Source organism: Candidatus Enterococcus leclercqii, assembly GCF_009933135.1.
In the GTDB taxonomy this organism is placed as follows: Bacteria; Bacillota; Bacilli; order Lactobacillales; family Enterococcaceae; genus Enterococcus_C; species Enterococcus_C leclercqii.
Window position 1 is genome coordinate 19,629 of the sequence record NZ_MAEH01000004.1, and the last position, 21,839, is coordinate 41,467.

A 21,839-nucleotide genomic window follows, 5' to 3' on the forward strand; every position below is an offset into this window, starting at 1 on the left:
TGAGTTATCTATTCAGGCAGAGCTGATTTGAGCACGTTTTTTTCTTACTCACCTTTAGTCAACGCCAGCCACGCTTGCTTCAACAGGGCTTGGTAACCATCTTTTTGAATCGCTGCTAAGGTCGTTTTCCCAATGGCAATCAACTGCAGCTTTTCGTCAGAAGCAGTCGGTAACGTTTCATAAATTTCTCGAAAACGGCGCCAAGCTGATGGACTAGTCAAATAAACTGCCGTCAATCGTTTTTTTGTCAACAGTTCTAAAATCCGCTTTTGACTGTTTTCTGGAAGAATGTTGCGATACGCTGTAAAACTAGTCACCCGCAACTGCTCTGCCAAGTTTTCTTCCAAAGAAGTATCTGCCAGCTGCGATTTGGGATACACTACTTGCGTCCCCAAAGGTAACCGACGCTTCAGCTCCTCCACCAATGCCTGCTTGGTTTCTTGAGGACTGATCAGATCCACGGTAAAACCTGCAGCAGCCACAGCAGCTCCGGTCTTTTCACCGATGACGGCAATCTTGACTCCAGAAGCCGCCTGTTGCAACACAGGAGCCACTGGTGCTTGACTGGTAAAAACCAGCCATTGTGCATGACGAATCGCTGCTACCATTTCTTTTGAAAAAGTTACTGGTTCAATGCCAGTCAAAGAAACGTTCACCGTCCGAAAGCCCGCACCTTCAAAAAAACACGGTCTTCTTGATTCAATCCTTTGCCTCGTGTCAATAAAACCAGACCCTGTCCTCGCTGTTTTTGACTATTTCCCCAGATCCTTTTACTTCGCTCCTTCAATGCTGTCATGTAACCTGCCAGATCAGTACCCTGTGTGGCAATATAACGGGCTACTTGGCGACTGATAGCCGAGACTTTTGGCTCTTTTACAGGCTCTGGTCTCTTGGCTAGAGCTTCATGTCGCGCGCTGCGACTGCCGGGCTGATTTTTTTGTGAATATGGGGGCATCCTTCATTCTCCTGTCTCAAATCTTTTTTATTGTACGCAATCTCAGTTGACTTGTATAGCGCTTTTTAAGTCTTTCTATACTTTTAACAGCACTCATTTTTTAATGGTAACTAGTGAATCTTTCAAGCTATTCAACATGGCAACTGGCAGTGAAAAAAAGTGGTCGATAATGTTGCAACTGAATCTGCAAAATGAACAGCCCCTTACGTCTAAAAAAGTGAATGACACTGACTGGGCTTAATAAAAATTAAGGCTAGTCAACATTCGAACTGTTTCACAACGAAAAGACGAGTAACTTCTGGTAAAAAACCAAAAGCTACTCGTCTTTTGCTTGTCACTCACTTGGGGGATTCGTTTCGAAAACCGGTGGCAAGACGATTGTCATCATCTTGGATACGGCCTGGATTATTCGTTTTCTAAAATCCCTTCGACTGGGTCTTTTTTAACGGCGTTAGAAGTCGTTGTCGTTTGTTTCATTCCAACTTTGAAAGCTAAGAAGTAGCTGCCTGCCAAAATTGCGCCGCCGCCCACCAGATTGCCCAGCCAGACAAAGAGCAGGTTAGAAGCAAATTGCGACCAAGTTACGCCACCGGCTAAAATGCCCGCCATAATCAAAAACATATTGGCTACTACGTGCTGATAACCAGCAATCACAAAGCCAGTAATCGGCAACAACGTCCCAAAGATTTTACCGATAAAATCTTTTGAAGCCATGTTCATGTATACCCCTGTACACACCAAGATATTACAAGCAATTCCTGAGAGGAAGGCTTGCAATGGCGCATCAGCAACCCGTCCCATAGCAACAGCAATTGTTCGCTCCACAAAAGCACCTTGCAGTGTGTTGGAAAAGTAACCAAAGAAAACAGCGACACCGGCGGCACCGACAAAATTGAAGACGGTAACCAAAAACATATTGCGCAGCCACTGTTGGAAAGTAATCACTTTCCCATAGAGGGCCATCGTCACCGTCAGCATGTTTCCGGTAACCAATTCCCCGCCTACTAAGAGAAGGCAGATCAAACCAAAAGGAAAAATTAATGCTCCCAGCAGATTCACAAAAGTTCCCCATTCTGCCGGCATTGAACCCATCGTGCGGATCATTGCCACTCCTGCCAGACCGATAAATACCCCTGCCATAATCCCTAAAACTGCCGTAGTCAACGTGCTGTACTCGGCTTTCGCCTTGCCTCGTTTAATTGCTTCATCCACTAATTCTTTCGGTGATAAACTCATAACATTTCCTCATTTTCTTTTGAATTTGGTTCTTTAAAAACCGTTTGTATGTAACCTTAGAAGGCAGGCCATGGCTTATGGCAATTGCCTTCTAATTTGATTTAGGCGATCTCTAAATAGATATCATTGCCCTCTACTGTGAGCGGATACGTTTTTAGCTGACCTTCATCCGGCTCTTGGATCTTGCCGTCTAAAAGAGAAATCTTGTAATCCCGCATTGGATCAAAAACATATTCCCCCGCAACGAGACCTTCTAAAATGGGTGCGCCAGTCAATGGACAATAATCTTCCAAGGCAAAAATTCGTCCATCGGAAATTTGATAAATGGCGATTTTTTCCCCGTTAACAGTAACTGAACGTCCCACCAGCGGCATCAGTTTTGAAACTTGTGTGGCCAATACTTTCATCAGTTGACACCTCCTGCCAAAACGACTTCCCGATGGTCCAATGTGTACATTTTTTCTCGCAGATCCGGACTTTTAACGATTTGTCCCCAAGGATCTTTGCGCCCTTTAACTTCTGAAGCAAAATTCAAGGCTTCCCAAAGTTCTTTGCGCTTGTCAGCATCTAATAAGACAGTTTTGACGTTTTCAAAGCCCATCCGCTCTACCCACGGCGCTGTCCGTTCCCCATAGATCCCTGTTTCACGGTAATATTGCAACATTGCACCGCAAAGTTCGATAACTTCTGCTTCTGTTTCAGCTGTCGTCAACAGTTGTGCTTCCACCAGTTCGGTCCCGCCGTTGCCGCCGATATAAATTTGGAAGCCATTTTCTACTCCAATAATCCCAAAGTCTTTAACCGCTGATTCAACACAGCTGCGGGGACAACCAGACACACCCACTTTAAATTTATGAGGCGTATCAATGTATTCAAAGGTTTCTTCCAATTTCACACCGAGCCCCATCGTATCTTGGGTCCCAAAACGACAAAAACTCTTGCCGACACAGGTTTTCACCGAGCGGAACACTTTTCCATAAGCCTGTGCCGCTACCATATCCAATTCTTCCCAGATTGCCGGTAAATCGGCTTTTTTGACCCCATACAAGCCGATTCGCTGTGAACCAGTCACTTTCAGCAACGGAACATTGTATTTTTCAGCGACTTTGGCAATTTGGATCAGCTGCTGAGGATTGGTTTGCCCCCCTCGCATCCGTGGAACTACAGAGAAGGTTCCGTCTTTTTGGATATTGGCATGCATGCGTTCGTTGGCCACTCGTGAAGTCCGTTCATCTTCGTGTTCGGCTGGCCACGCCACGTTCAAATAAAAGTTGACTGCCGGCCGACATTTCGAACACCCTTCTGGATTGCGCCAAGCCAAAGCTTCGAATACTGCTTTTGTACTAGTCAAATGTTTGGCGTAGATCTGAGTCATCACCTGATCGCGGTTCAAATCCGTACAACCGCAAATTCCGGTAGCTGCTGTCACCGCATCTCCCAGTTCCGCTTCCAACAGGACTTGAATGTCCCCTTTACATTTTCCACAAGAAGTACCTGCTTTCGTCACTTTGCCAACTTCCGCTACACTGGTGAGGCCTTTTTCCCGGATTGCTCGTAAAATATCGCCTTTGGAAACGCCGTTGCAACCACAGACTGTTTCGTCGTCTTCCCATTCCAGTACATCGCCGCCAGCTGCGCCATCACACCCAGGTGCCGTCAGTACTGAAATCGACTGCAGGTCCTCGATAGTAGCGCCTTTTTTCATCATATTGTAATAACGGCTACCGTCTTCGGTATCCCCGTATAACACAATCCCGACGATCTTATTGTCTTGTAAAAAAATCTTTTTGTATTTGCGAGTAGCGCTATCGAAAGCTTCGATAGTATCTAATCCTTCCGTATTCAAGATATTTCCCGCTGAATACAGATCTGCACCGGAAACTTTTAAAGAGGTGAAGGTTGTCGATCCTTGGTACGGCTTGATATCCGCTTGATCAGTCAACCGATCTGCCAGTACCTTGCCTTGTTCAAATAACGGAGCTACCAGGCCGTAACAGATGCCGTTGTGTTCGACACATTCTCCCACACCGTAAATATCTGGCAAACTCGTCTCCATAAAGTCGTTGACAATGATTCCCCGGTTGATTTCAATGCCACTTTCTTTCACCAATTCAACAGCTGGACGAATTCCGATAGACATCACTACCAAATCCGTTTCAATTTCACTTCCGTTACCAAATTTCAGTCCCGTCACACGTTGGTCACCAAGAATTTCATGAGTGGCGTGTTCCATTAAGAACTTCAGGCCCTGCTCTTCTAGTTCTGCCTGCAGCAATTTGCCGGCAGTTTCATCCAGTTGCGTCTCCATCAACCATTTGGCCAAATGAACGACTGTGACATCCATGCCTTGATCTTGCAAGCCTTTAGCAGCTTCCAAACCTAAAAGTCCACCACCAATGACGACAGCTTTTTGGTACTTTCCGGCTGCCGCCAGCATTTCAGCAGTATCATCAATTGTTCTGAAGGCTACGACACCTTCTTTATCCGCTCCCGGAACTGGCAAAATAAAGGGATTTGAGCCCATAGCCAAGATTAATTTGTCATAAGACAGTGTATTTCCGGCAGTTGTTGTGACAGTTTTCTTTTGGTGATCGAGAGTTTTGGCTGGCTCGTTGTTGATCAGTGTCACGTTATTTTCTCGATACCATGCCAGTGGATTTGTGATGATTTCGTCCACTGTCATTTTATTTTGCAACACATTAGAGAGCATGATCCGATTGTAATTTGGATACTCTTCTTTCCCAATAATAGTGATTTCATAACGATCTGGGTCCCGGGCAATGATCTCCTCCACAGTGCGGACACCGGCCATCCCGTTACCGATTACGACTAAACGTTCTTTCATTTTGTTCACCTCATAGATTATTTTACAAGCAGCGAATCAGACAAAAATAATCCAATATCTCAGATCATTTGTTACAAAATTCACAATAAATGAAAAGGAAAAAAATGAAAATTAGGGGATTCCCTAGTATTGTGCATTACTGATCAAGAATCGTTCTCAATTAACCTTTTAATGCTTCCGCTGCCGATAATAACAGCGTTTCCGAGCTTTCCGAGCATTTCGCTCAAATCCCTAATCGTAGGAAAGAAAATGTGATAAGTAATGTCCAAGTGCTAAACGACGGCTGTTAATTAAAACTAATAAAACTGTATGGATGAGGGAAATTTGTGAGCCTCTTGATGTCTTAGTCCGAAGAGAGAACATGACCATACGTGTCAAGAGAAGTGAATTAGACTGACTTGGCTTGATGAAATCAAGGTTAGTCAGTCTTTGAAATTTTTAGCAATGAAAAGCCGACGATCTTCCAATGATTTTAATGGAAGATTGTCGGCTTTTGGGGCCTCACGTTTGGTATTGTTCGGTTCGTCGGAGGGTAACTCAACCATTGTCACAGCCCCTCGCTTCATAAAAAAACAATTAGTCGTCAGCCAGCAGACGATTGATTTTTTCTTTCCAGTGTTTGGCTGTGGCAGGATCGGTACCGAAAGTCGTAATACCCACTGTCCCCGCTCTTTTTTTCACTAGGGCTAAATTCATAAAATTCCCTCGAGAAGCCACTGTGGTGTCGTTCACCAATTGTCCTGGTCGCAGCTCACTAAAGACAGCATCATTCACTTTTGGCTGATCTGTGGCGATAAATACCATGTCGAATGCTTCAGTGTCGCCGCTACAGAAGTCCCGCTGTTTCAGAGTTACCAGCCCTGCATCTGCCCACTCACGAATCTTCTCACTGACTTTCGGCGCAATAACCACCGGACGGCTGCCTGCTGCAATTAATTCAGTCAATTTTCGGCTGGCAATTCGACCGCCTCCCACCACCAATACCTGCAAGTGGCTGATTTCGATTAAGACGGGATACATCCTGCTTCCACCAGCCTTTCTTTCAATGCTTCAACTAACGCTGGACTTTCTTCCAAAGTTGGTAAAATCACATCCATTGGCAAATGATTTTCTTTAATCCACTGACTGATCTTTTCCACGAGATGGCCGTGAGTCAAAAAGAAAGGTTGAATCACAAAGCGTTCCTCTGGATGTGCGGTAAGAAAGCTTTGGTAATCATTGGAGCCGATATAATTTGCAGCAAGGATTTGATCCCCCGTTTCTTGTGACATCTTGGCGGCAATCTGTTGCAATTCTACTGCCGGCTCCTGATAATGGGGCGTGCCGTGAGCAATCAAAAGGCCCCTCGTCCCCGGCTTTTCTGCTAAGTTTATCATTAATTGCTGTTTCAAAGACTGATAAATCGCTTGTGTCGTGCCCAAAGGTGCCAGCAGTTGAACCTTGGCCTCACCTAAGATTTTTTGGGTCCGCTCTGGTAAATCCTGCTTAAAATGAGTCGCACCAAACAACAGTACCGGCACCAATAGATACTCTGTCACCCCTAATTCCTGCAACTGGGTCAGTGCCGCTTCCAACGTCTGATGATCACCTTCCAAGAGACCAATCCGACACAAAAAACCATTTTTTTCTAGCAGGGGGACAAGTTGTTCCACCGCAGCAAAATTTCCACGAGCGATGCGATTTCGCCGCCCGTGAAGCACAAAAACAATTCCTTTCAACGTCTTGCCTTCTTTCCTAAAAATCTACCAGATGATGCTTCAAACTGTATTGCAGTAAGCCCGCGTAATTATCCAGCTTCAACTTTTTACGGATATTCGCTTTGTGGACTTCTACCGTCTTCACAGAGATAAATAGCTTTTCGGCAATCTCCTTGTTGTTATACCCTAGCGCAATCAATGGCAACAGCTCTTTTTCCCTCTTGGAGAGACTTTCATACAAAGGGTCCTGCTCAATTTTTGCCAAACTATTCAGCTGTTGATCATCGTACCCGTCATAAAAACGATCACCGCGACCTACTTGGCGAATCCCTTCAAGAAGCGTTTCCTCATGGGCACTTTTCAGAATAAACCCATCAGCCCCAGCTGCCAAAGCTTCTCTGATGTAGGTTTCTTCGTCGTGCATCGTCAAGACGATCACTTTAATATCGGGATGTGCTTCTTTGAGGCGACGAGTCGTCTGTAAGCCATTTTCTCCTGGGGGCATGGAGATATCCATCAGCAGAATATCAATTGGCAGCTGTTCTGCCTTCAAAAAGACTTCACTGCCATCAGCGGCATCCCCCACCACCTTCATATCTGGTTGCGCGTTGATCATGAAGGCCAGTGCATTACGAATCATGGCATGGTCGTCAGCGATCAAGATATTCATTTCAGCCAGCTCCTTTTTCATCAAATGCTAGATTCGTTTTTTCGTCCTCATAAGGTAGGCGAATCACAATCTCGGTGCCATTGCCTACTGCGGTATGAATCGTCAACATCCCACCTATAGCGGCAATGCGTTCTTTCATATTGGCTAAGCCAAAACCATGGGCCTTTTCGGCTAGTAAAAAGCCGGTTCCCTCATCTTTTATGGTCACTGCCATGTAATCCGACTGATAATCCAATGTAACCTGTACTTCGTTGACACCGGCGTACTTCAATGCATTGGCGACCGCCTCTTGCACCACTCGATAAACCGCCGTTCGTTGGGCGTCTGACAACGGGCGCGGCCTGCCTATGTGATGTTGGACTATGGAAAAACCCGTCATTTCCAACGTCCGGTCAGCAAATTGAGTCAACGCCGGTTCCAAGCCAAATGCATCCAGCGTCATCGGCCGCAGCTCCCCGGCCAGTTCTTTAACTTCCTCTAGAACCTCCGCAAAATGTCGGTCAATCCGCATCATCTGCTCCGGTTGATCCGCCACCGGCATCCATTTCAGTCCACGGGTTTCCAACATCAAACTATAGATACTTTGGGCAATACCGTCGTGGAGGTCTTGCGCGATTTTTTTCCGTTCTTTTTCTCGAGCGTCATTCAAATAGTCAAACATCGACGCCTGCTCCGCTCCGAAATTTTCAGCATTTTGTGGGGTTAGTTGCAACAACTGCTGGTGCGAGTCAAGATCTGTGTGTAGACTGCCCCAAAAATCATACAGCTCGCCCTTTGGATCCAACAGCACAAAAGGAAAACCTGTAGGATCCACCTCCCCCACCGGACATTCCAGACAAACCGCTTTGGTACTATGCAGCAGACAGCCCTTCCCTCGGGGAATATCCAGCACCTTTTGCAGATCCCACACATAGTCTTTTTCGATTTGCTTCGCTGCTATTGTTTTCAGCAAAACATGATCGGCATCATCTAATAGCCAAACAGCTTCTTGAATCAACGTAAACAACTGATCAGAAACGGTCATCTTTTTCCGCCTCCTTTTGTAACAAATAGGCGACGTCTGCTCCACAAGCCGTAAGCTTAGTTATTTCATCTTGGTTAAACTTACGGGAACGGCGAAAGCCTACCATCAATACGCCAATCACTTCTGTCTGGGTGCCAGTAAAAGTCTGGTCCTGGCGTAAAAGCGGCGTTTCAACCACCGGCGCAAGCACCGGTACTGCCAAAGCAGACTCCAGCTTTTCCGTACGGGAGATGGGGTATTCCATCAGCTTTTCCGGCTGCGACTGCAAGTGATCTTCGCTTTGTGGACGAGCAGTCTTCCAAACGATGCCGGCAATTCCCCGGCCAATGCGCAACCGAATTTTTTGATGGGCATTGTTTTTGGGTCCCTCCGTATACAGCCAACGGATCTCTTTTGCCTCTTGCGGTGGTGCTGTGTTCACTGCAATTCCAATAAAATCACAATCCCACGCAATTCTTTCACTTTTCAGCCAAGCTTTCACAGCATCCATATTGACTACTCCAATTCCCTAAAATTTGTGCAAAAACGCACAATCCTATTGCAATCCCCGCCTACGATCACTATTATAATAGCAGATTTCCTGAAAATAACGAAACAACGGTGATTCCCGATAACTACAGACTGCCGTTTTCCATAACAAGAAAGTGAGACTCACAGATGCCTGCAAAAAAACACGTCTCTTTACCGCAACTGGTGCTGATTATCACAACCACAGTCTATTCTTTTTCCAGTATGGCCACTGCCTTTTACATGATGGGAATCAAGGCTCTGCCTTGGTTTTTACTAGCTGGATTTGGCTACTTCATTCCTTACGCCTTGATTGTCGCTCAATATACTCGCAAATATGGCGATCGCTCCGGCACAGTTTATGACTGGCTAAAAGACGCGCTGTCTCCAAAAGCGGCATTTGTCACTGCCTTTTTGTGGTACTGCAGCTATTTCACTTGGATGGTCAGCCTCTTTATGAAACTGGTCATCCCATTATCCATCCTGCTCTTTGGTCAGGATATCACCGGAGAACCCTCTTGGTTTGAAATCCCGACACAATGGCTAGTGGCGTTCTTTGGAATCGCTGCGGTGGGAATTTTGACTTGGCTTATCAGTCGCGGCTTTGGTACGGTATTGCGCTTTTTGAAAATCTCTAGTCTGGCCATGGCAGGCTTATTGCTGCTCTCGGCTGTCAGTAACTTTTTTTTGGTATTGCGCCAGCCGACAGATATGTGGCACAACCTACAACACAGCTTATCAGCCCCTAGTTTTTTTGCCGGCACCGGTGATAATCTCCTCAGCCAACTGCCTTTCTTTATTTTTGCCATCACTGCATTTGGCGGTCTGGATACCGTCGCCGCTTTGTCTGACCGAACCAAAAACAGCCGCCGCCAGTTTCCTCGGGGACTGGTGTATAGCGGTGTCTTGATTCTCCTCCTCTATATCGGAGGGATCCTGTTGTGGAGCGGGGCCAATGATCTGGGAAACTTACGACAAACCGATCAGATGCACCTTGGTAATCTCATGTACGGCTTGATGGGCAGCTTGGCCCATGCCGTCAGCGCGGGTCTTGGCTTGACGGGTAACACCGCTGCTCTCGTTTACCAAATTTACATCCGCTACACAGCTTTTGTCCTGTTCGTCTCTTACTTAGGACTATTGTCTTCAATTACCTTTGGACCGCTAAAAAGTTTGATTCAAGGCACCCCGAAAGCACTTTGGCCTCAGCGTTTAACAGCCCTTAACCGACAGGACATGCCGGAAAAAGCACTGCGGCTACAAGGACTGGTGATCAGTCTGGTGATTTTGGCCATCACCTTTAATACTCAAGTCGCCGGTGAGCTGTTCAATCAATTAACCTATATGACTAACGTAGCCCGGGCGATGCCTTACTTTGTCGTTGCTGCTAGCTTCCCATTCTTTTTGAAAAAGCGACTCGTACCAGCAAACGACCTCTTTGTTGCCAACCAAAAATTGAGTACAGCCTTTTCACTGAGCGTTTGCAGCTGTATCGTCTTTGCCATTGCCTTTCAAATCTGGCAACCCTTTTCACTGGGACATTATAGCGACGCATTGACACTGGTGGGTGGTCCCCTTCTCTTTGCTGCAGTGGCGATGCTCCTCTATCGTCGAGGCGAAAGCCGGCAGCTGCCAGCGAAATAGCAGGGAAAAGCATCTATTTACATCAAGTTTTGCTCCACTAATTGGAAGAATCCCTACTCAATTTTTGCTTCAATCCATTGGCCTTTTTGGCATTGCATTGCATAGAAAATAATCTGATATCGGTTATCTTATGTATTCACAAAAGAGAAGCAACTTCCATTAAAGATTGGAAGTTGCTTCTCTTTTCATCGTGTATGAGATGTCTAGGAGTTCGCTAATTATCATTTAGAAATGATTGCTGTCACCCCTCCTTTATCCAAGTGAATGACTTTGTCTGCTACTTCAGAAATAAAACAGCCATCATGTTCGATTAAAATCATGGAAGGTTTCACAGACAAAAGTAACTGTTGCAGCTGATCTTGATTAAAGACATCCAAGTAATTTAGCGGCTCATCCCAAACAAATAAATTCGCACGCTGGGATAGAGACTTAGCCAACTCAACCTTTTTTCTCTGCCCCATGCTCATCTCTTGAATATCATTTTCAAAAACATTCCGTTCCATACCCATTTTTCGAAGATTATTCAAAAAGTGGGAATAATCAAGTCCTTCTTGCCTCGCAAAATCTTTCAAAGTTCCTCGATTATCTCCATAATTCTGTCGAACCTGACTAATCACAATTCCTGTCGCAATCGTTAAATTACCTCGCCGCAATTCGCCAGCAAATTCTCCTAATAGAGCAGCTAAAAGCGAACTCTTACCACTCCCATTTGCTCCTGTTATTGCCAAACACTCTCCCTGAAGCAGTTCAAAAGAAAGCTTGTTGAAAAGGTCTGGGCCGCTAGCATACCCTAAAGTCAGCTCCTCTATTTGAATCAAGCGCCGGTTATAAGCAGGTGTATAACACATTTTTAATTGATCAATTTGCTCGATGTTTTTCAAAAGACCTTCTTTTTCAATGACTTGAGATTCTACCCGCTGTAAAATTGCTTTGGAGCGTTTCATCAGACGAGCAGAATCAGCGCCAATTGCACCAGGACTTTTTCGACGATCCTCAGTATCAATAAACCCACGAGATGGATTATGCTTATCACGTTCCCGGTTTCGAGACCACTCCGCCTTCTCAAGCGCCGTCTGCTGTAGTCGATTGATTTCTTTTTTCAACTTACGATTTTGAGCCTGTTCAAAGGCATCTCGACGAGCTTTCTCTTCTTCATACACTGAAAAGTTCCCTTGGTATAAAACCAACTGGCTTTTTTCAATAGCCAATATATGATCTGTCACCATATTCAGGAATCCTCGATCATGACTTACCACGATATAGCCGGATGATTTATGTTGTAAGTATCCCGCTACTTGTTTACGACCGGTAATATCCAGATGATTGGTCGGCTCATCGATTAAAGGGAAGCGCCCTTCATTTACGAATAAAAGTGCAAGTAGTACCTTGGTCTGCTCACCACCGGAAAGTGTCGTAAAAGGACGCCACAGTACTTCTGGATCACACTCCAGCAGATTCAGCTCTCTTTCTAACTGCCACTGCTCGAATTCCTGTATCTCGTAAAGAGCATAGAAGGTCAACAGGTGAGGATTTTCTATTTTTTGTGGAAAATAATCAAGTTCCAATGGTTGGCTGATTCGCCCCTGGTAAGGTAACTTTCCTTGTAGCAGGTTTAGCAAGGTCGTCTTGCCACGACCATTTCGTCCTACTAAGCCCAATTTCCATTGAGTATCAATCATCAGTCGGGCTTCATCAAATAACAAACTTCCCATACGATCGTAGCCGAAAGTCAAATTTTCAATTTTTATAGTTGCCATTTTTCTTCACTTCTCCATCCCTGTTCACACAGGACAGACAGAAGCAGCCTGGAAAGATTCCAGTGACACTTTTTAGCAAACCAAGTATCAATAGAAAAACAAGACCAGCCCGCCTCAGTTATCTTCGCAAAACTGGGCAGACTGGTCATCAAGTCGGTATGAAAGAATGCGACAAAAAAGATGTTAGAACCACTGCAAAACACAACTATTACAGTCGTGCTTCTATCTTTTCATCATCTCTTTTATTGGACCTGAAGAATCATCTTTTACCACCAGTTCTTGCGAAAATCTGCACACTAATCCCGTAAAGTTCTCTACGGACAGTCTGAATGCAGCTTTTGCCTTATTTGGTGATAATGATCATCAGGATCCCTCGCTCTCCTATTATTGGTTTTACTGTAGCATGGCTAAATCAAAGGGTCAAACAAAAGACGTCGCCAAATTTTGTACTCCCCTTTGCAGCGCTAACTCCATACTTGCTGCGCTATCTTCACGTATTCCATGAAACTAATGGACAGTCAAGTCTCTAACAACATAGTTTTCTCTCAATCAGATACTCAAGCTCTGTAACCAGAAAATAGCAGCTGATTCAAGAGATCTTTGTTTATTCCAGAATAACTTTCCTCAACCTAAATCCGGTTGATCGAAAAAGGTGATGCTTTCTCCAACCTTGCCATCAGATTCGAACACGATGATTTCGTTTTTCCCGCTCTTCAATAGTGGTCCTGGCAGATACAGCCGTTTTTGCGGACCGACTTCCCAAAAGCGACCTAAATTAAAGCCATTGACGGTCACAAAGCCTTTTCCCCAACCGGTAAGCTCAATAAAAGTATCTCCCACTTCATCTACCTCTAATTCAAAGCGAGTGAAACTTGGCTGCCCAGAAAGATAGTCACCGCTGAAGTCCACTTGCTCCAAATTATCCATTGGCAGGCTGTACATCTCCCAATCGGCACGATAGGCACCATTGACGATTACACCGTCTTTAATTCCTTTGTGCTGATGGTTCATCTTAACAGAGTAATTCACTCGTCCCATGTTTTCCACGAGAATCCCCAGCTCATTTGACTCTGCTGTTAACTCAATCTTTTGAGACACGCCGATTTCTTGATCGTATTGTGTCATCAACAGTGACTCATTGACAAAGATATTGGCTCGGTCCATGCAAGAAATCAGCCGAAAATCTTCAATGTGACGAGGGGCGCCGATAGCACTCTTGTAGTAAACATAACCGGTAGCCTGATTCAACTCTTCCATCGATAATGGGTAAGGACTTTTCACGGGTTCAGCCAGTTTATCCAATGTGCTAAACAAAGAGACCCGGTCTTTTGCCTGAAGTTTTCCATAGGCCTTTTTCACGATTTTCGTAGAAAGCGCAAACTCGGGAAGCTCTGTGTATTGGGCGATAATTTCTTGAAAAGCTTGGTATTTCGGTGTAATGTCCCCCCACTCTGTCAGCAACGCATCATAATCATAGCTTGTCACATCCGGTGCCAGTTTTTCGTAATAGTTGGCACCGGACGTAAAGCCGAAGTTCGTGCCGCCATGGAACATATAGATATTCACGCTTCCTTCTGCCAAGATATCCCGCAACTCTTTGGCGGCAGCTTCCACTGAGGTAGTGTGATGATGCTCATCTCCCCAAGCATCAAACCAGCCAATCCAAAATTCCATCACCATCAGCGGCTTCTTTGTCCCATGAAATTTTCGTAACACGTCGAACCACTTTTTGATATCTGAACCACAGTTAATCGTCGGCAAGGCGATGTCTGGAATTGTGCCATTGTCCAGCATGTCATGCCACGGACCATCAGAAGTTACCAATGGAACGACCACACCTTTGTCTCGCATCAACTGTGCCATCTGTCGCAGATATTTTTTATCATTGGCGTAACTCCCATATTCATTTTCCACCTGCATCATGAGAATTGGGCCGCCGTGAGTGATTTGCAGATCCGTCACTTGCGGCAGCAACTGATCAAAATACCGTTGAATTTTTTCCATAAAAGGGCCATAGGAAAAGCGCAGTTTCATCTTCGGGTCTTGCAGTAACCAATAAGGCAGCCCCCCAAACTCCCACTCCGCACAAATATAAGGCGCCGGACGTAAAATCACATATAGGCCCACTTCCTGAGCAATCTGAATGAAGCGCCGCAGATCATTGCCTCCAGAAAAATCATATTCTCCTTCATTAGGCTCATGCTTGTTCCAGGCTACATACGTCTCCACCGTGTTACAGCCCAGCAATCGCAGTTTTTCCAACCGATCTCGCCAGTATTCTGGCACCACGCGGAAATAATGGATGGATCCACTGATAACTTTAAAAGGCTTTCCTTCCAAATAAAACTCATCTTTGATTTCAAAACTCATCTTCGTTCCTCCTGCTTCTTATGTAGCCGACAGCCTAACAACAACTATCGCCACACTTAACGATGAATCGACCCGTACCTAACTAACAAAATACTTTGCACTTAGTTTAAAGCGCCGGTTTTACCAGATAGGTGGTGTATTTTGCCAAGTCATGGGCTTTTAGCACCGTACCTTTTAACAAGTCTGTTGCCCCGACAAAAGCTTTTGGCAATGGCAGTGCGTCATCTGTGAAGTTCATGATGAAATAATAGCGCTGCCCTTCTTTTTCCCGAACCGCAATTTCCAGTTTAGTGGGTTCAGCCAAGACAGGGGATACACCGGCAGCTGCCTCTGTCAGAACCTTATCTAGTAAAACCGGCTCCAATTCGGTTCCTACATAATAGACAGTCCCTTTGCCAAATGTATTTTTAGTCATCGCTGGGGAACCCGCGTAAAAGTTGCTCGTATATTCTGCCAGGCTTTCTGCTCCTTCGAGATGGAGAATGTCACACAAGAGATGTGCCTTCCCGCTTGTCCCATCCGTAAATACGACACTGTTGCTTTGTTCCGGCGCCAACGCATCAATCTCCTCGGCCCAAACCCCGCACATTTTTCGCAGTGGGCCTGGATAGCCGCCTAGATGTACATTGTCAGATTGATCCACGATTCCACTCATAAAGCCAGTGATCAACGTACCACCCTCTGCCACAAAGGTTTCCAGCGCTTCGGCCATTCCCTCTTTAATCATGTATAGAACCGGTGCGACAATCACTTTATATTTGGAGAAGTCTGCTGTTACACCAAGCATGTCCACAGAGATATTTTGATCGTAAAAATAGCGATAATACTTGTGCATCTGATCCACGTATTTTAAATCAACAGACGGCCCACTGGTATACTCCAGTGCCCAGTAGTTGTCCCAGTCGAAAATCATTCCCACTTCAGAAGGTGTTTTGGCTCCAAGTATTTCAGATAAACGGGTCAACTCTTCTCCCAATTCAGCCGTCTCCCGGAACACTCGGGTATTTTCTGTTCCCACATGTTCAATTACTGCTCCATGGAATTTCTCACATGCCCCAATGCTACGCCGCAATTGGAAAAATTGAATCGTGTCTGCACCATGGGCAATCGTTTGGTAGCTTTGGGCTCGCATTTGGCCGGGCTTTTTCAGTGAATTGTAGGCTTGCCAATTTTGTTGTGACGGTGTTTGTTCCATCAGCATAAACGGTTGCTGATCTTTAACCCCCCGCATCAAATCATGCGTCATCGCCACCTGACTCCATGGCGTATCGTAAGCCGGATAATTGTCCCAAGAAACGATATCCAATTCTTTGGCCCATTTGAAGTAGTCCAGCCCCTTATAAGTCCCCATCAAGTTAGTAGTAATCGCGGTGTCTTTGTCATGCTGACGAATGGCAGCTTTTTCCAGCTTGAAAGTCTCCAGACGAGAATCCGACATAAATCGGCAATAATCAATGGAAATCCCCGCAAAAGCCGTCTTGTCGTAGCCGATTCCTTCTGACAAGGCATTTGGTACAACAATCTCATCAAAATCATAGAGCGTGTGACCCCAAAATTCCATGTTCCAGGCTTTGTTTACGGCATCAATGGTCTGGTATTTGTCCTTCACCCACACGCGAAAGGCAGCTTCACATTTTTCACAATAGCAGTAATTGCCATACTCGTTGTTAACGTGCCAGCAGGTCACATGAGGATTGCTGCCATAACGTTCTGCCAGTTTACCCGCTAAACGAGCAGAATATTTGCGGAAAATTTCACTAGACGGACAGTTGTTGTGGCGTCCACCAAATTTGTGTGTCCGACCGTCATAATCCACGTGAGCGACTTCTGGATATTTTTTGTACATCCAGCCAGGCATCGCTGCCGTGGATGTGGCCAAAACAATATCATAATTGTCCTTTGACAACATCGCGATAACTTCATCCAATTCGTCGAAGTAATAGTCATTTTCAGAAGGTTGGATCTTCGCCCATGAAAAGACATTGATCGTGGCCGAATTGATCTGAGCCTTTTTAAAAATACGCAGATCTTCTGACCAGACCTCCTTTTCCCATTGATTCGGATTGTAGTCACCTCCATAGAGGATTCGATTAAACATAGTGTAGTCTCCTTTTCTTTGCTGCCGCCCAAAAATAGAAACAGCAGCAAGTTTATATATGATTTAGTGTCTTAAAATGTAAACTTATATTTGTCGCAGGCATTGCCAACCCACTGCTTAACACCCTCATTGTAAACGCTAGCGACGCATGTTAGTATAGATTCCACAAACAAAAAATATAAAAAATCGAAACAAGAGGTACCTTGCCATGCCCATCTATTTTCAACCCATCAGCGAAACACTCCCATTCTCATTAGAATCCATCGGAAATCATTGGGGCCAAGAAAGCGTCTCTCGCAAACAAGGCTATTCTCATTATCATTGGCTGCAAACTGAAAAAGGCCAAGGACAGGTGCAAGTAGCTGGACAACTGGTCACGCTGCGTCAAGGTGAAGGTGTCCTGCTGCCGCCTTATACCCCCCACGCTTATTTTGCTGATGAGGCAGTCATTGAAATTGGCAGTCGTTCCGAAAACAGAACTGGCACTCTTGGTTTGGGACGCGCTCCACAACTAATCAATGAGTACGGCATTCGGTCAGATCACAAGATTCACCAAGACGTAGCAGACACTGAAAAGCCGTTGACAGACTACCTGTCAACAGCTGACAAAAAAACCGCAGAAGAAAACAACGGCTGGCAGACCCGCTTTGTCACCTTCAACGGCATGTTGGAAGACCATTTTTCAGAAATACTCGGCACCAATCGAGTCATTTTTTCCAATGATACTCCGGAGTTTTCCTTTTCCCGCTGGATTGACGCCGTAGTGGCCGACCTCACCACTCGCATCCTTGATTCCGCGCAAGCCTCAGCAGACTGCTATCGCTTTTTAATGTATCTATCAAAAGGCTACGAAAATCAGCTGGCAATCAGCCACCCGCTATTTCAGCAATTCGTCCTACCGACAATCGAACACATCGAGTTGGCATTTGGCGAGGATTTGACAGTAGAGGAACTAGCTGCGACACTATTCATCACGCCACAATACCTCACCCGCCTCTTCCGCCGTTTCACCGGAAAATCAACCCAGCAATATCTGCTGGATTTCCGCCTAAACAAAGCAAAAGAGTTCCTGATGAATCATCAGGAACTCTCAGTACAAGACATTGCCAGTGCAGTCGGCTTTGCCAGCGCCAGTCGCTTTGTGCAGGTCTTTAAAGAAAAGAACCGAGTTACCCCGGGACGCTTTCGGCGAGGGGAGTGACCATAAAAAGGAGTTGAAACCTAGACTGGTCTTCTTGCAATGTATCCTTGATAAAATTGAGCCAGGGTTCATTTGCAGCAAACTTCTGAAGTAACGTGAGCTTATCACAAAATTTCTGAAGACCCCTGTCTCTATCCCATTCCTTTTACTCTCATGTTCAAGGTAACAATTAAAAAGATAGCCAACTACTAAATAAATGGACCAAGCAAACTGATAAGTGAACTTTTTTGTTCCAGTTCTCAATTTTGCCTATAGCCCCTGTCTCTCAAAGACAAGGGGCTCTTCCTGTAGCCATCTGTCTTTTCGCTATTTCCCTACTGAAACCACCCGCAATTCAAAAAAATTCTGCCAAATCACGAAAACTTTCAGGAAACCCGCAAAAACTTGTTGCTTTTTTCACAAAAATCCGTAAAGTAAACAACGGACTTATCAAATTCAGTGGTCACGTATCTGCTGTCTTCTCATTAACATCCTTCCCCGCTTTCTGGATTGTCATTGACTATCGGACAACGATTCACCCTTGACCACCAAAAATGAACGGCTTCGAGACAGACAAGTTGAGTTGAACACTGTTTTGCAAATGACAGACGACCAAAACGGGCGCATTCTCCGTCCTTTTTTCATCGACTACTCTATCTTCCCAGCCAACTATCGAAAGGAGCACTTCTCATATGTACACCCCTTATGAAATCGTCGATATTTCCATCGACAATGGTATCAAAAAAATTCAAAAACCGTTTCTAGCCAAACTGATTCTAGGCTTTATTGGTGGGGCTATGATCTCGCTGGGCTATCTGGCTTATGTGCGGGTCTCAGCTTCTATCCCTGCTGACCTTGCCAGCGTGGCCGCATTGGTGGGGGCCAGCGTCTTTCCCATCGGATTGATCGTGATTTTACTAGCTGGCGGCGAACTGATCACCGGCAATATGATGGCAGTGGCAATGGCCTTTTTTGACAAAAAGGTCAGCTTTAAAGAACTGCTCATCAACTGGATTACCATCACTCTGGCAAATATTGTCGGCGCCCTATTTGTAGCCTATTTCTTTGGCTATTTAGTCGGATTAACTCATACGGGGGTCTATTTGGATACTGTCATCAATTTGGCGCATCATAAAATTGAGGCTACACCGCTTCAGGGAATTATCTCCGGTATCGGCTGTAACTGGTTTGTTGGCTTGGCTCTTTGGCTGTGCTATGGGGCCAAAGACGGCGCTGGTAAGATTCTGGGCATCTGGTTTCCAGTAATGGTCTTTGTTGCAATCGGCTTTCAGCATAGTGTGGCCAATTGTTTCATCATCCCCGCTGCAATTTTTGAAGGCCAAGCTACTTGGATGGATTTCCTACAAAACTTCCTTTTCGTCTACCTCGGCAACATCATCGGTGGCTCAATCTTCGTTTCCGGCTTTTACTATTTGAGCTACAAACACCACTAATCAATTCATCCTCACTGCCTGACAGCTCAATTGTTAGGCGGTGTTTTTAGTTATTCGGGTGATATTTTGGGTGGTAAGAGAATAGTAGACTCACTTAGATGAAAATTTAGATTCCCATGCAAAAAATTCTTCCCCACAACAAACTTCAACTATTGCATAAATAAAATTTCAAGAATAACGATCATAAAAGTCCTGGCAATCTCGATAATCCAGGTTATCTGCCATTGTGCCGGTATGGTTCCAATAATCAAAGCCTTCCTCTTTCAGCCCCTCACCGGTAACTAACGGACGATTGTCATCAATTGGCCGAATTCCCAGTACAGTACCATCTGCACCACATATTACTTTTAAAGCTGACTGTTGTTCCAGTTCGTGGTGTCCAGTTTTTTGCTTTTTACTCTTCTTTTTCTGAGATTTGCCTTTGTTTCCGTAATACTGCTTCTTTTTTGTCGTTTGCTCAACAGCTATTTTTTTTCGAGACATTTCATGACTTCCCACTATTTTTTTGTGCTCAGAAAGCAGTTCAGCTATTTTAGTTAAATCCCCGTCTCGTTGTGCTTTCAATTCAAGATAGAACTGACCATCAATAGGATATCTCCTCATTGCCCTGAGTAAAAATTGTTCAAAACACCAGTTATACCCCATTGCATGGTCTGCAGGAGTAATCGCTGGCAGCTGTAATTTTTCCATCAGCGAGGTGAGCGCCGCGATTCTCTTATGTTCCTCCACAGAAAGCTCTTCGCATTTACGTTGGCTCTGTTTCCACACGATTCGGTTCTGTTCATCTTCACGTTTTTTCTTTTCATACTCCTCTTTTGCCATATATTGTCTAAGCTCTCGAAAACTGTTGAATCTATTTTGTTGCATTTAAGATGCCTCCCTAATTTTTCCCTACGTAAAAAAAACAGCCTATCGTTCTGATAAGCTGCTGTCTTCTAAGCTATGATTCTCGTATCAATACTACTCGAAAGCCTCTTAACACTGTTCTTTAAAGCCTCATATCAGTCATACCGCTCCATATCAACAATTACCAGTATCTAAATCGTGGACTACAAGCTACTTACTAGTCGCTCGCTCTCTTCCAAATTATCACTATGTGCAGCATCGTGTCTTAATTTTCTATGGAAGATTTCATTACATCTTTTATTTAATCACAAAGTAAAAATGCCGTCAAACGAGACCTTACCTATCATTCTGTGATCACTTCTGCACTTAATCGTCACTATGATTTCGCTCGTAATAACTAACTTTATCCAAACTACTTTTATTCGAATTCGTCTAATTCTGCTGCTATCTTCACACTTTAATCCCATGATATACTAAAAATAAGGTGGTTTTGTAATGTACACTATTGAAATTCCCTTATTCAAAACAGCTGGGAAAAATATTCTTGTCTGGCACGAAAATATGCAAATTGCCTCATTTCGAAAAACTTTTCGAAATATTGGTCACCGTACTTTTGAATGTGTTCGCCCCCATTCCATTATTGATATGAAAGGTGAAAATAGTGATCACCATACAGTCACACTCAAAGAAGAACTCTTTTCAAATCAAAAATTTGCTCGTTCTTGGCAAGGAACCTCGGAACAACTTGGCAGTTTTTCCATTCTCAACGAACCTTGGAGTTTTTCCGACCCACTCTTTTATATCCACTTGCCCCAACAAGAAGCTAAAATTATGGTAAGAAAAGTTCCCGCAATCCCCGAAATTCATTTCTTATACGAAGGAAAATGCCTCCAAATTGTCAGACTAGACTCCAGCTCAATAATTCAAAAGCTGACATTTACATACAATAAAGAACAAGAGCTGCTAACTCCTTTAGAAATTGCAATGTTCACCTACTTATTACTTTTTAGTTCTTGAAATTGAATAGCTGAGCCAATTTCTGCGAAAAGAGATTTTAGCATCAGCGAAGTACATTTTCTCCAGAGCACAAAAAAGCTGAACCCTTATCCATCAAGAGTTCAGCCATCACTTTAGGTCTATTCTTCTTCTTCAGACATGAATGATATCTACGAAGCAGTAGACATCATTCTATGGAATATCAAGATTTTTAAAAGCAGAGAGAACCTTCAAATATCACTAAATAGAACTAAAAATCAAAAGAATGGCATTCAAAATTGGGGCACATAGGAAAGTAATATAGAGTAATTTTAGTTCCAACACTTCCAAAGTGACTTCATTTAACTGAAACGTTCAAATAATTAGGCGTTAATAATGATTTCAGGACTTAAACCACATGTAGTGAACATTTTCGTGAATATCCAAGTGTTAGCCAATATGCAGATGTCTGCGCTCCTCAGATATACGTATTAATTGTTTTCATCTTTTCGAAAAAGTAATATTCGCAAAAAGTAACATTCTTCAGAAAGATGATTCTTTCAAAATAAATAGAGGACAAG

The 21,839-nt window shown here is 44.4% G+C and carries 19 protein-coding genes; 4 read left to right on the forward strand and 15 right to left on the reverse strand.

Annotation, left to right across the window (positions count from 1 at the left end):
• Positions 1-44 precede the first annotated feature (44 nt).
• The 11 genes from BAU14_RS01050 to BAU14_RS01095 form a co-directional block, all read right to left on the reverse strand.
• On the reverse strand, positions 45-644 hold the full coding sequence (locus BAU14_RS01050) for a uroporphyrinogen-III synthase (protein WP_161898245.1): 600 nt from the start codon (positions 642-644) through the stop codon (positions 45-47).
• A gap of 8 nt (positions 645-652) precedes the next feature.
• Complete coding sequence (locus BAU14_RS01055; protein ID WP_161898246.1) at positions 653-955, reverse strand: hypothetical protein; 303 nt, start codon at positions 953-955, stop codon at positions 653-655.
• A gap of 405 nt (positions 956-1,360) precedes the next feature.
• Positions 1,361-2,191, reverse strand: coding sequence for a formate/nitrite transporter family protein (locus BAU14_RS01060; RefSeq protein ID WP_161898247.1), 831 nt, complete (start codon positions 2,189-2,191; stop codon positions 1,361-1,363).
• A 101-nt stretch (positions 2,192-2,292) separates the two neighbouring features.
• On the reverse strand, positions 2,293-2,598 hold the full coding sequence (locus BAU14_RS01065; RefSeq protein WP_202622142.1) for a nitrite reductase (NAD(P)H) small subunit: 306 nt from the start codon (positions 2,596-2,598) through the stop codon (positions 2,293-2,295).
• On the reverse strand, positions 2,598-5,036 hold the full coding sequence (nirB, locus tag BAU14_RS01070) for a nitrite reductase large subunit NirB (RefSeq protein WP_161898248.1): 2,439 nt from the start codon (positions 5,034-5,036) through the stop codon (positions 2,598-2,600). The genes BAU14_RS01065 and nirB overlap by 1 nt, the downstream gene beginning before the upstream one ends.
• Positions 5,037-5,458: 422 nt before the next feature.
• Positions 5,459-5,581 carry a hypothetical protein gene (locus tag BAU14_RS14425; protein ID WP_272927969.1) on the reverse strand — a complete coding sequence of 41 codons (123 nt, stop codon included), beginning with the start codon at positions 5,579-5,581 and terminating at the stop codon, positions 5,459-5,461.
• Between the two features lie 31 nt (positions 5,582-5,612).
• Positions 5,613-6,056 (reverse strand): precorrin-2 dehydrogenase/sirohydrochlorin ferrochelatase family protein, encoded by a 444-nt coding sequence (locus tag BAU14_RS01075; protein ID WP_161898249.1) that lies wholly within the window; start codon positions 6,054-6,056, stop codon positions 5,613-5,615.
• Complete coding sequence (locus BAU14_RS01080; protein ID WP_161898250.1) at positions 6,041-6,754, reverse strand: sirohydrochlorin chelatase; 714 nt, start codon at positions 6,752-6,754, stop codon at positions 6,041-6,043. The genes BAU14_RS01075 and BAU14_RS01080 overlap by 16 nt, the downstream gene beginning before the upstream one ends.
• Before the next feature lie 16 nt (positions 6,755-6,770).
• A complete protein-coding gene (locus BAU14_RS01085; RefSeq protein ID WP_161898251.1) occupies positions 6,771-7,403 on the reverse strand; it encodes a response regulator in 633 nt (210 codons plus the stop codon).
• Between the two features lies 1 nt (position 7,404).
• Positions 7,405-8,427, reverse strand: a complete 1,023-nt coding sequence (locus BAU14_RS01090) for a sensor histidine kinase (protein ID WP_161898252.1) — start codon at positions 8,425-8,427, stop codon at positions 7,405-7,407.
• Positions 8,414-8,917: a GAF domain-containing protein gene (locus BAU14_RS01095; RefSeq protein ID WP_161898253.1), complete on the reverse strand. Its 504-nt coding sequence runs from the start codon at positions 8,915-8,917 to the stop codon at positions 8,414-8,416. The genes BAU14_RS01090 and BAU14_RS01095 overlap by 14 nt, the downstream gene beginning before the upstream one ends.
• 167 nt (positions 8,918-9,084) lie before the next feature.
• Between BAU14_RS01095 and BAU14_RS01100 the strand changes: the two genes are divergently transcribed.
• Positions 9,085-10,578, forward strand: a complete 1,494-nt coding sequence (locus tag BAU14_RS01100) for an amino acid permease (RefSeq protein ID WP_161898254.1) — start codon at positions 9,085-9,087, stop codon at positions 10,576-10,578.
• 221 nt (positions 10,579-10,799) lie between these two features.
• Here the strand turns inward: BAU14_RS01100 and abc-f are convergent, their stop codons facing one another.
• The 3 genes from abc-f to BAU14_RS01115 form a co-directional block, all read right to left on the reverse strand.
• Positions 10,800-12,335: a ribosomal protection-like ABC-F family protein gene (gene abc-f, locus BAU14_RS01105; RefSeq protein ID WP_161898255.1), complete on the reverse strand. Its 1,536-nt coding sequence runs from the start codon at positions 12,333-12,335 to the stop codon at positions 10,800-10,802.
• Between the two features lie 624 nt (positions 12,336-12,959).
• Positions 12,960-14,705 carry a glycoside hydrolase family 35 protein gene (locus tag BAU14_RS01110; protein ID WP_161898256.1) on the reverse strand — a complete coding sequence of 582 codons (1,746 nt, stop codon included), beginning with the start codon at positions 14,703-14,705 and terminating at the stop codon, positions 12,960-12,962.
• Positions 14,706-14,811: 106 nt separating this feature from the next.
• The gene (locus BAU14_RS01115) at positions 14,812-16,803 is read right to left on the reverse strand and encodes a beta-galactosidase (protein WP_161898257.1); all 1,992 of its coding nucleotides are present in this window, start codon (positions 16,801-16,803) and stop codon (positions 14,812-14,814) included.
• A 208-nt stretch (positions 16,804-17,011) separates the two neighbouring features.
• Between BAU14_RS01115 and BAU14_RS01120 the strand changes: the two genes are divergently transcribed.
• Positions 17,012-18,004, forward strand: coding sequence for an AraC family transcriptional regulator (locus BAU14_RS01120; RefSeq protein WP_161898258.1), 993 nt, complete (start codon positions 17,012-17,014; stop codon positions 18,002-18,004).
• Between the two features lie 671 nt (positions 18,005-18,675).
• Positions 18,676-19,437 (forward strand): formate/nitrite transporter family protein, encoded by a 762-nt coding sequence (locus BAU14_RS01125; protein WP_161898259.1) that lies wholly within the window; start codon positions 18,676-18,678, stop codon positions 19,435-19,437.
• A 168-nt stretch (positions 19,438-19,605) separates the two neighbouring features.
• Here the strand turns inward: BAU14_RS01125 and BAU14_RS01130 are convergent, their stop codons facing one another.
• Positions 19,606-20,304 carry a hypothetical protein gene (locus tag BAU14_RS01130; RefSeq protein WP_161898260.1) on the reverse strand — a complete coding sequence of 233 codons (699 nt, stop codon included), beginning with the start codon at positions 20,302-20,304 and terminating at the stop codon, positions 19,606-19,608.
• Between the two features lie 474 nt (positions 20,305-20,778).
• On the opposite strand from BAU14_RS01130, the gene BAU14_RS01135 reads away from it, so the two are divergent.
• Entirely contained in the window at positions 20,779-21,300 is a 522-nt protein-coding gene (locus tag BAU14_RS01135) for a hypothetical protein (RefSeq protein WP_161898261.1), read from the forward strand.
• Positions 21,301-21,839 lie beyond the last annotated feature (539 nt).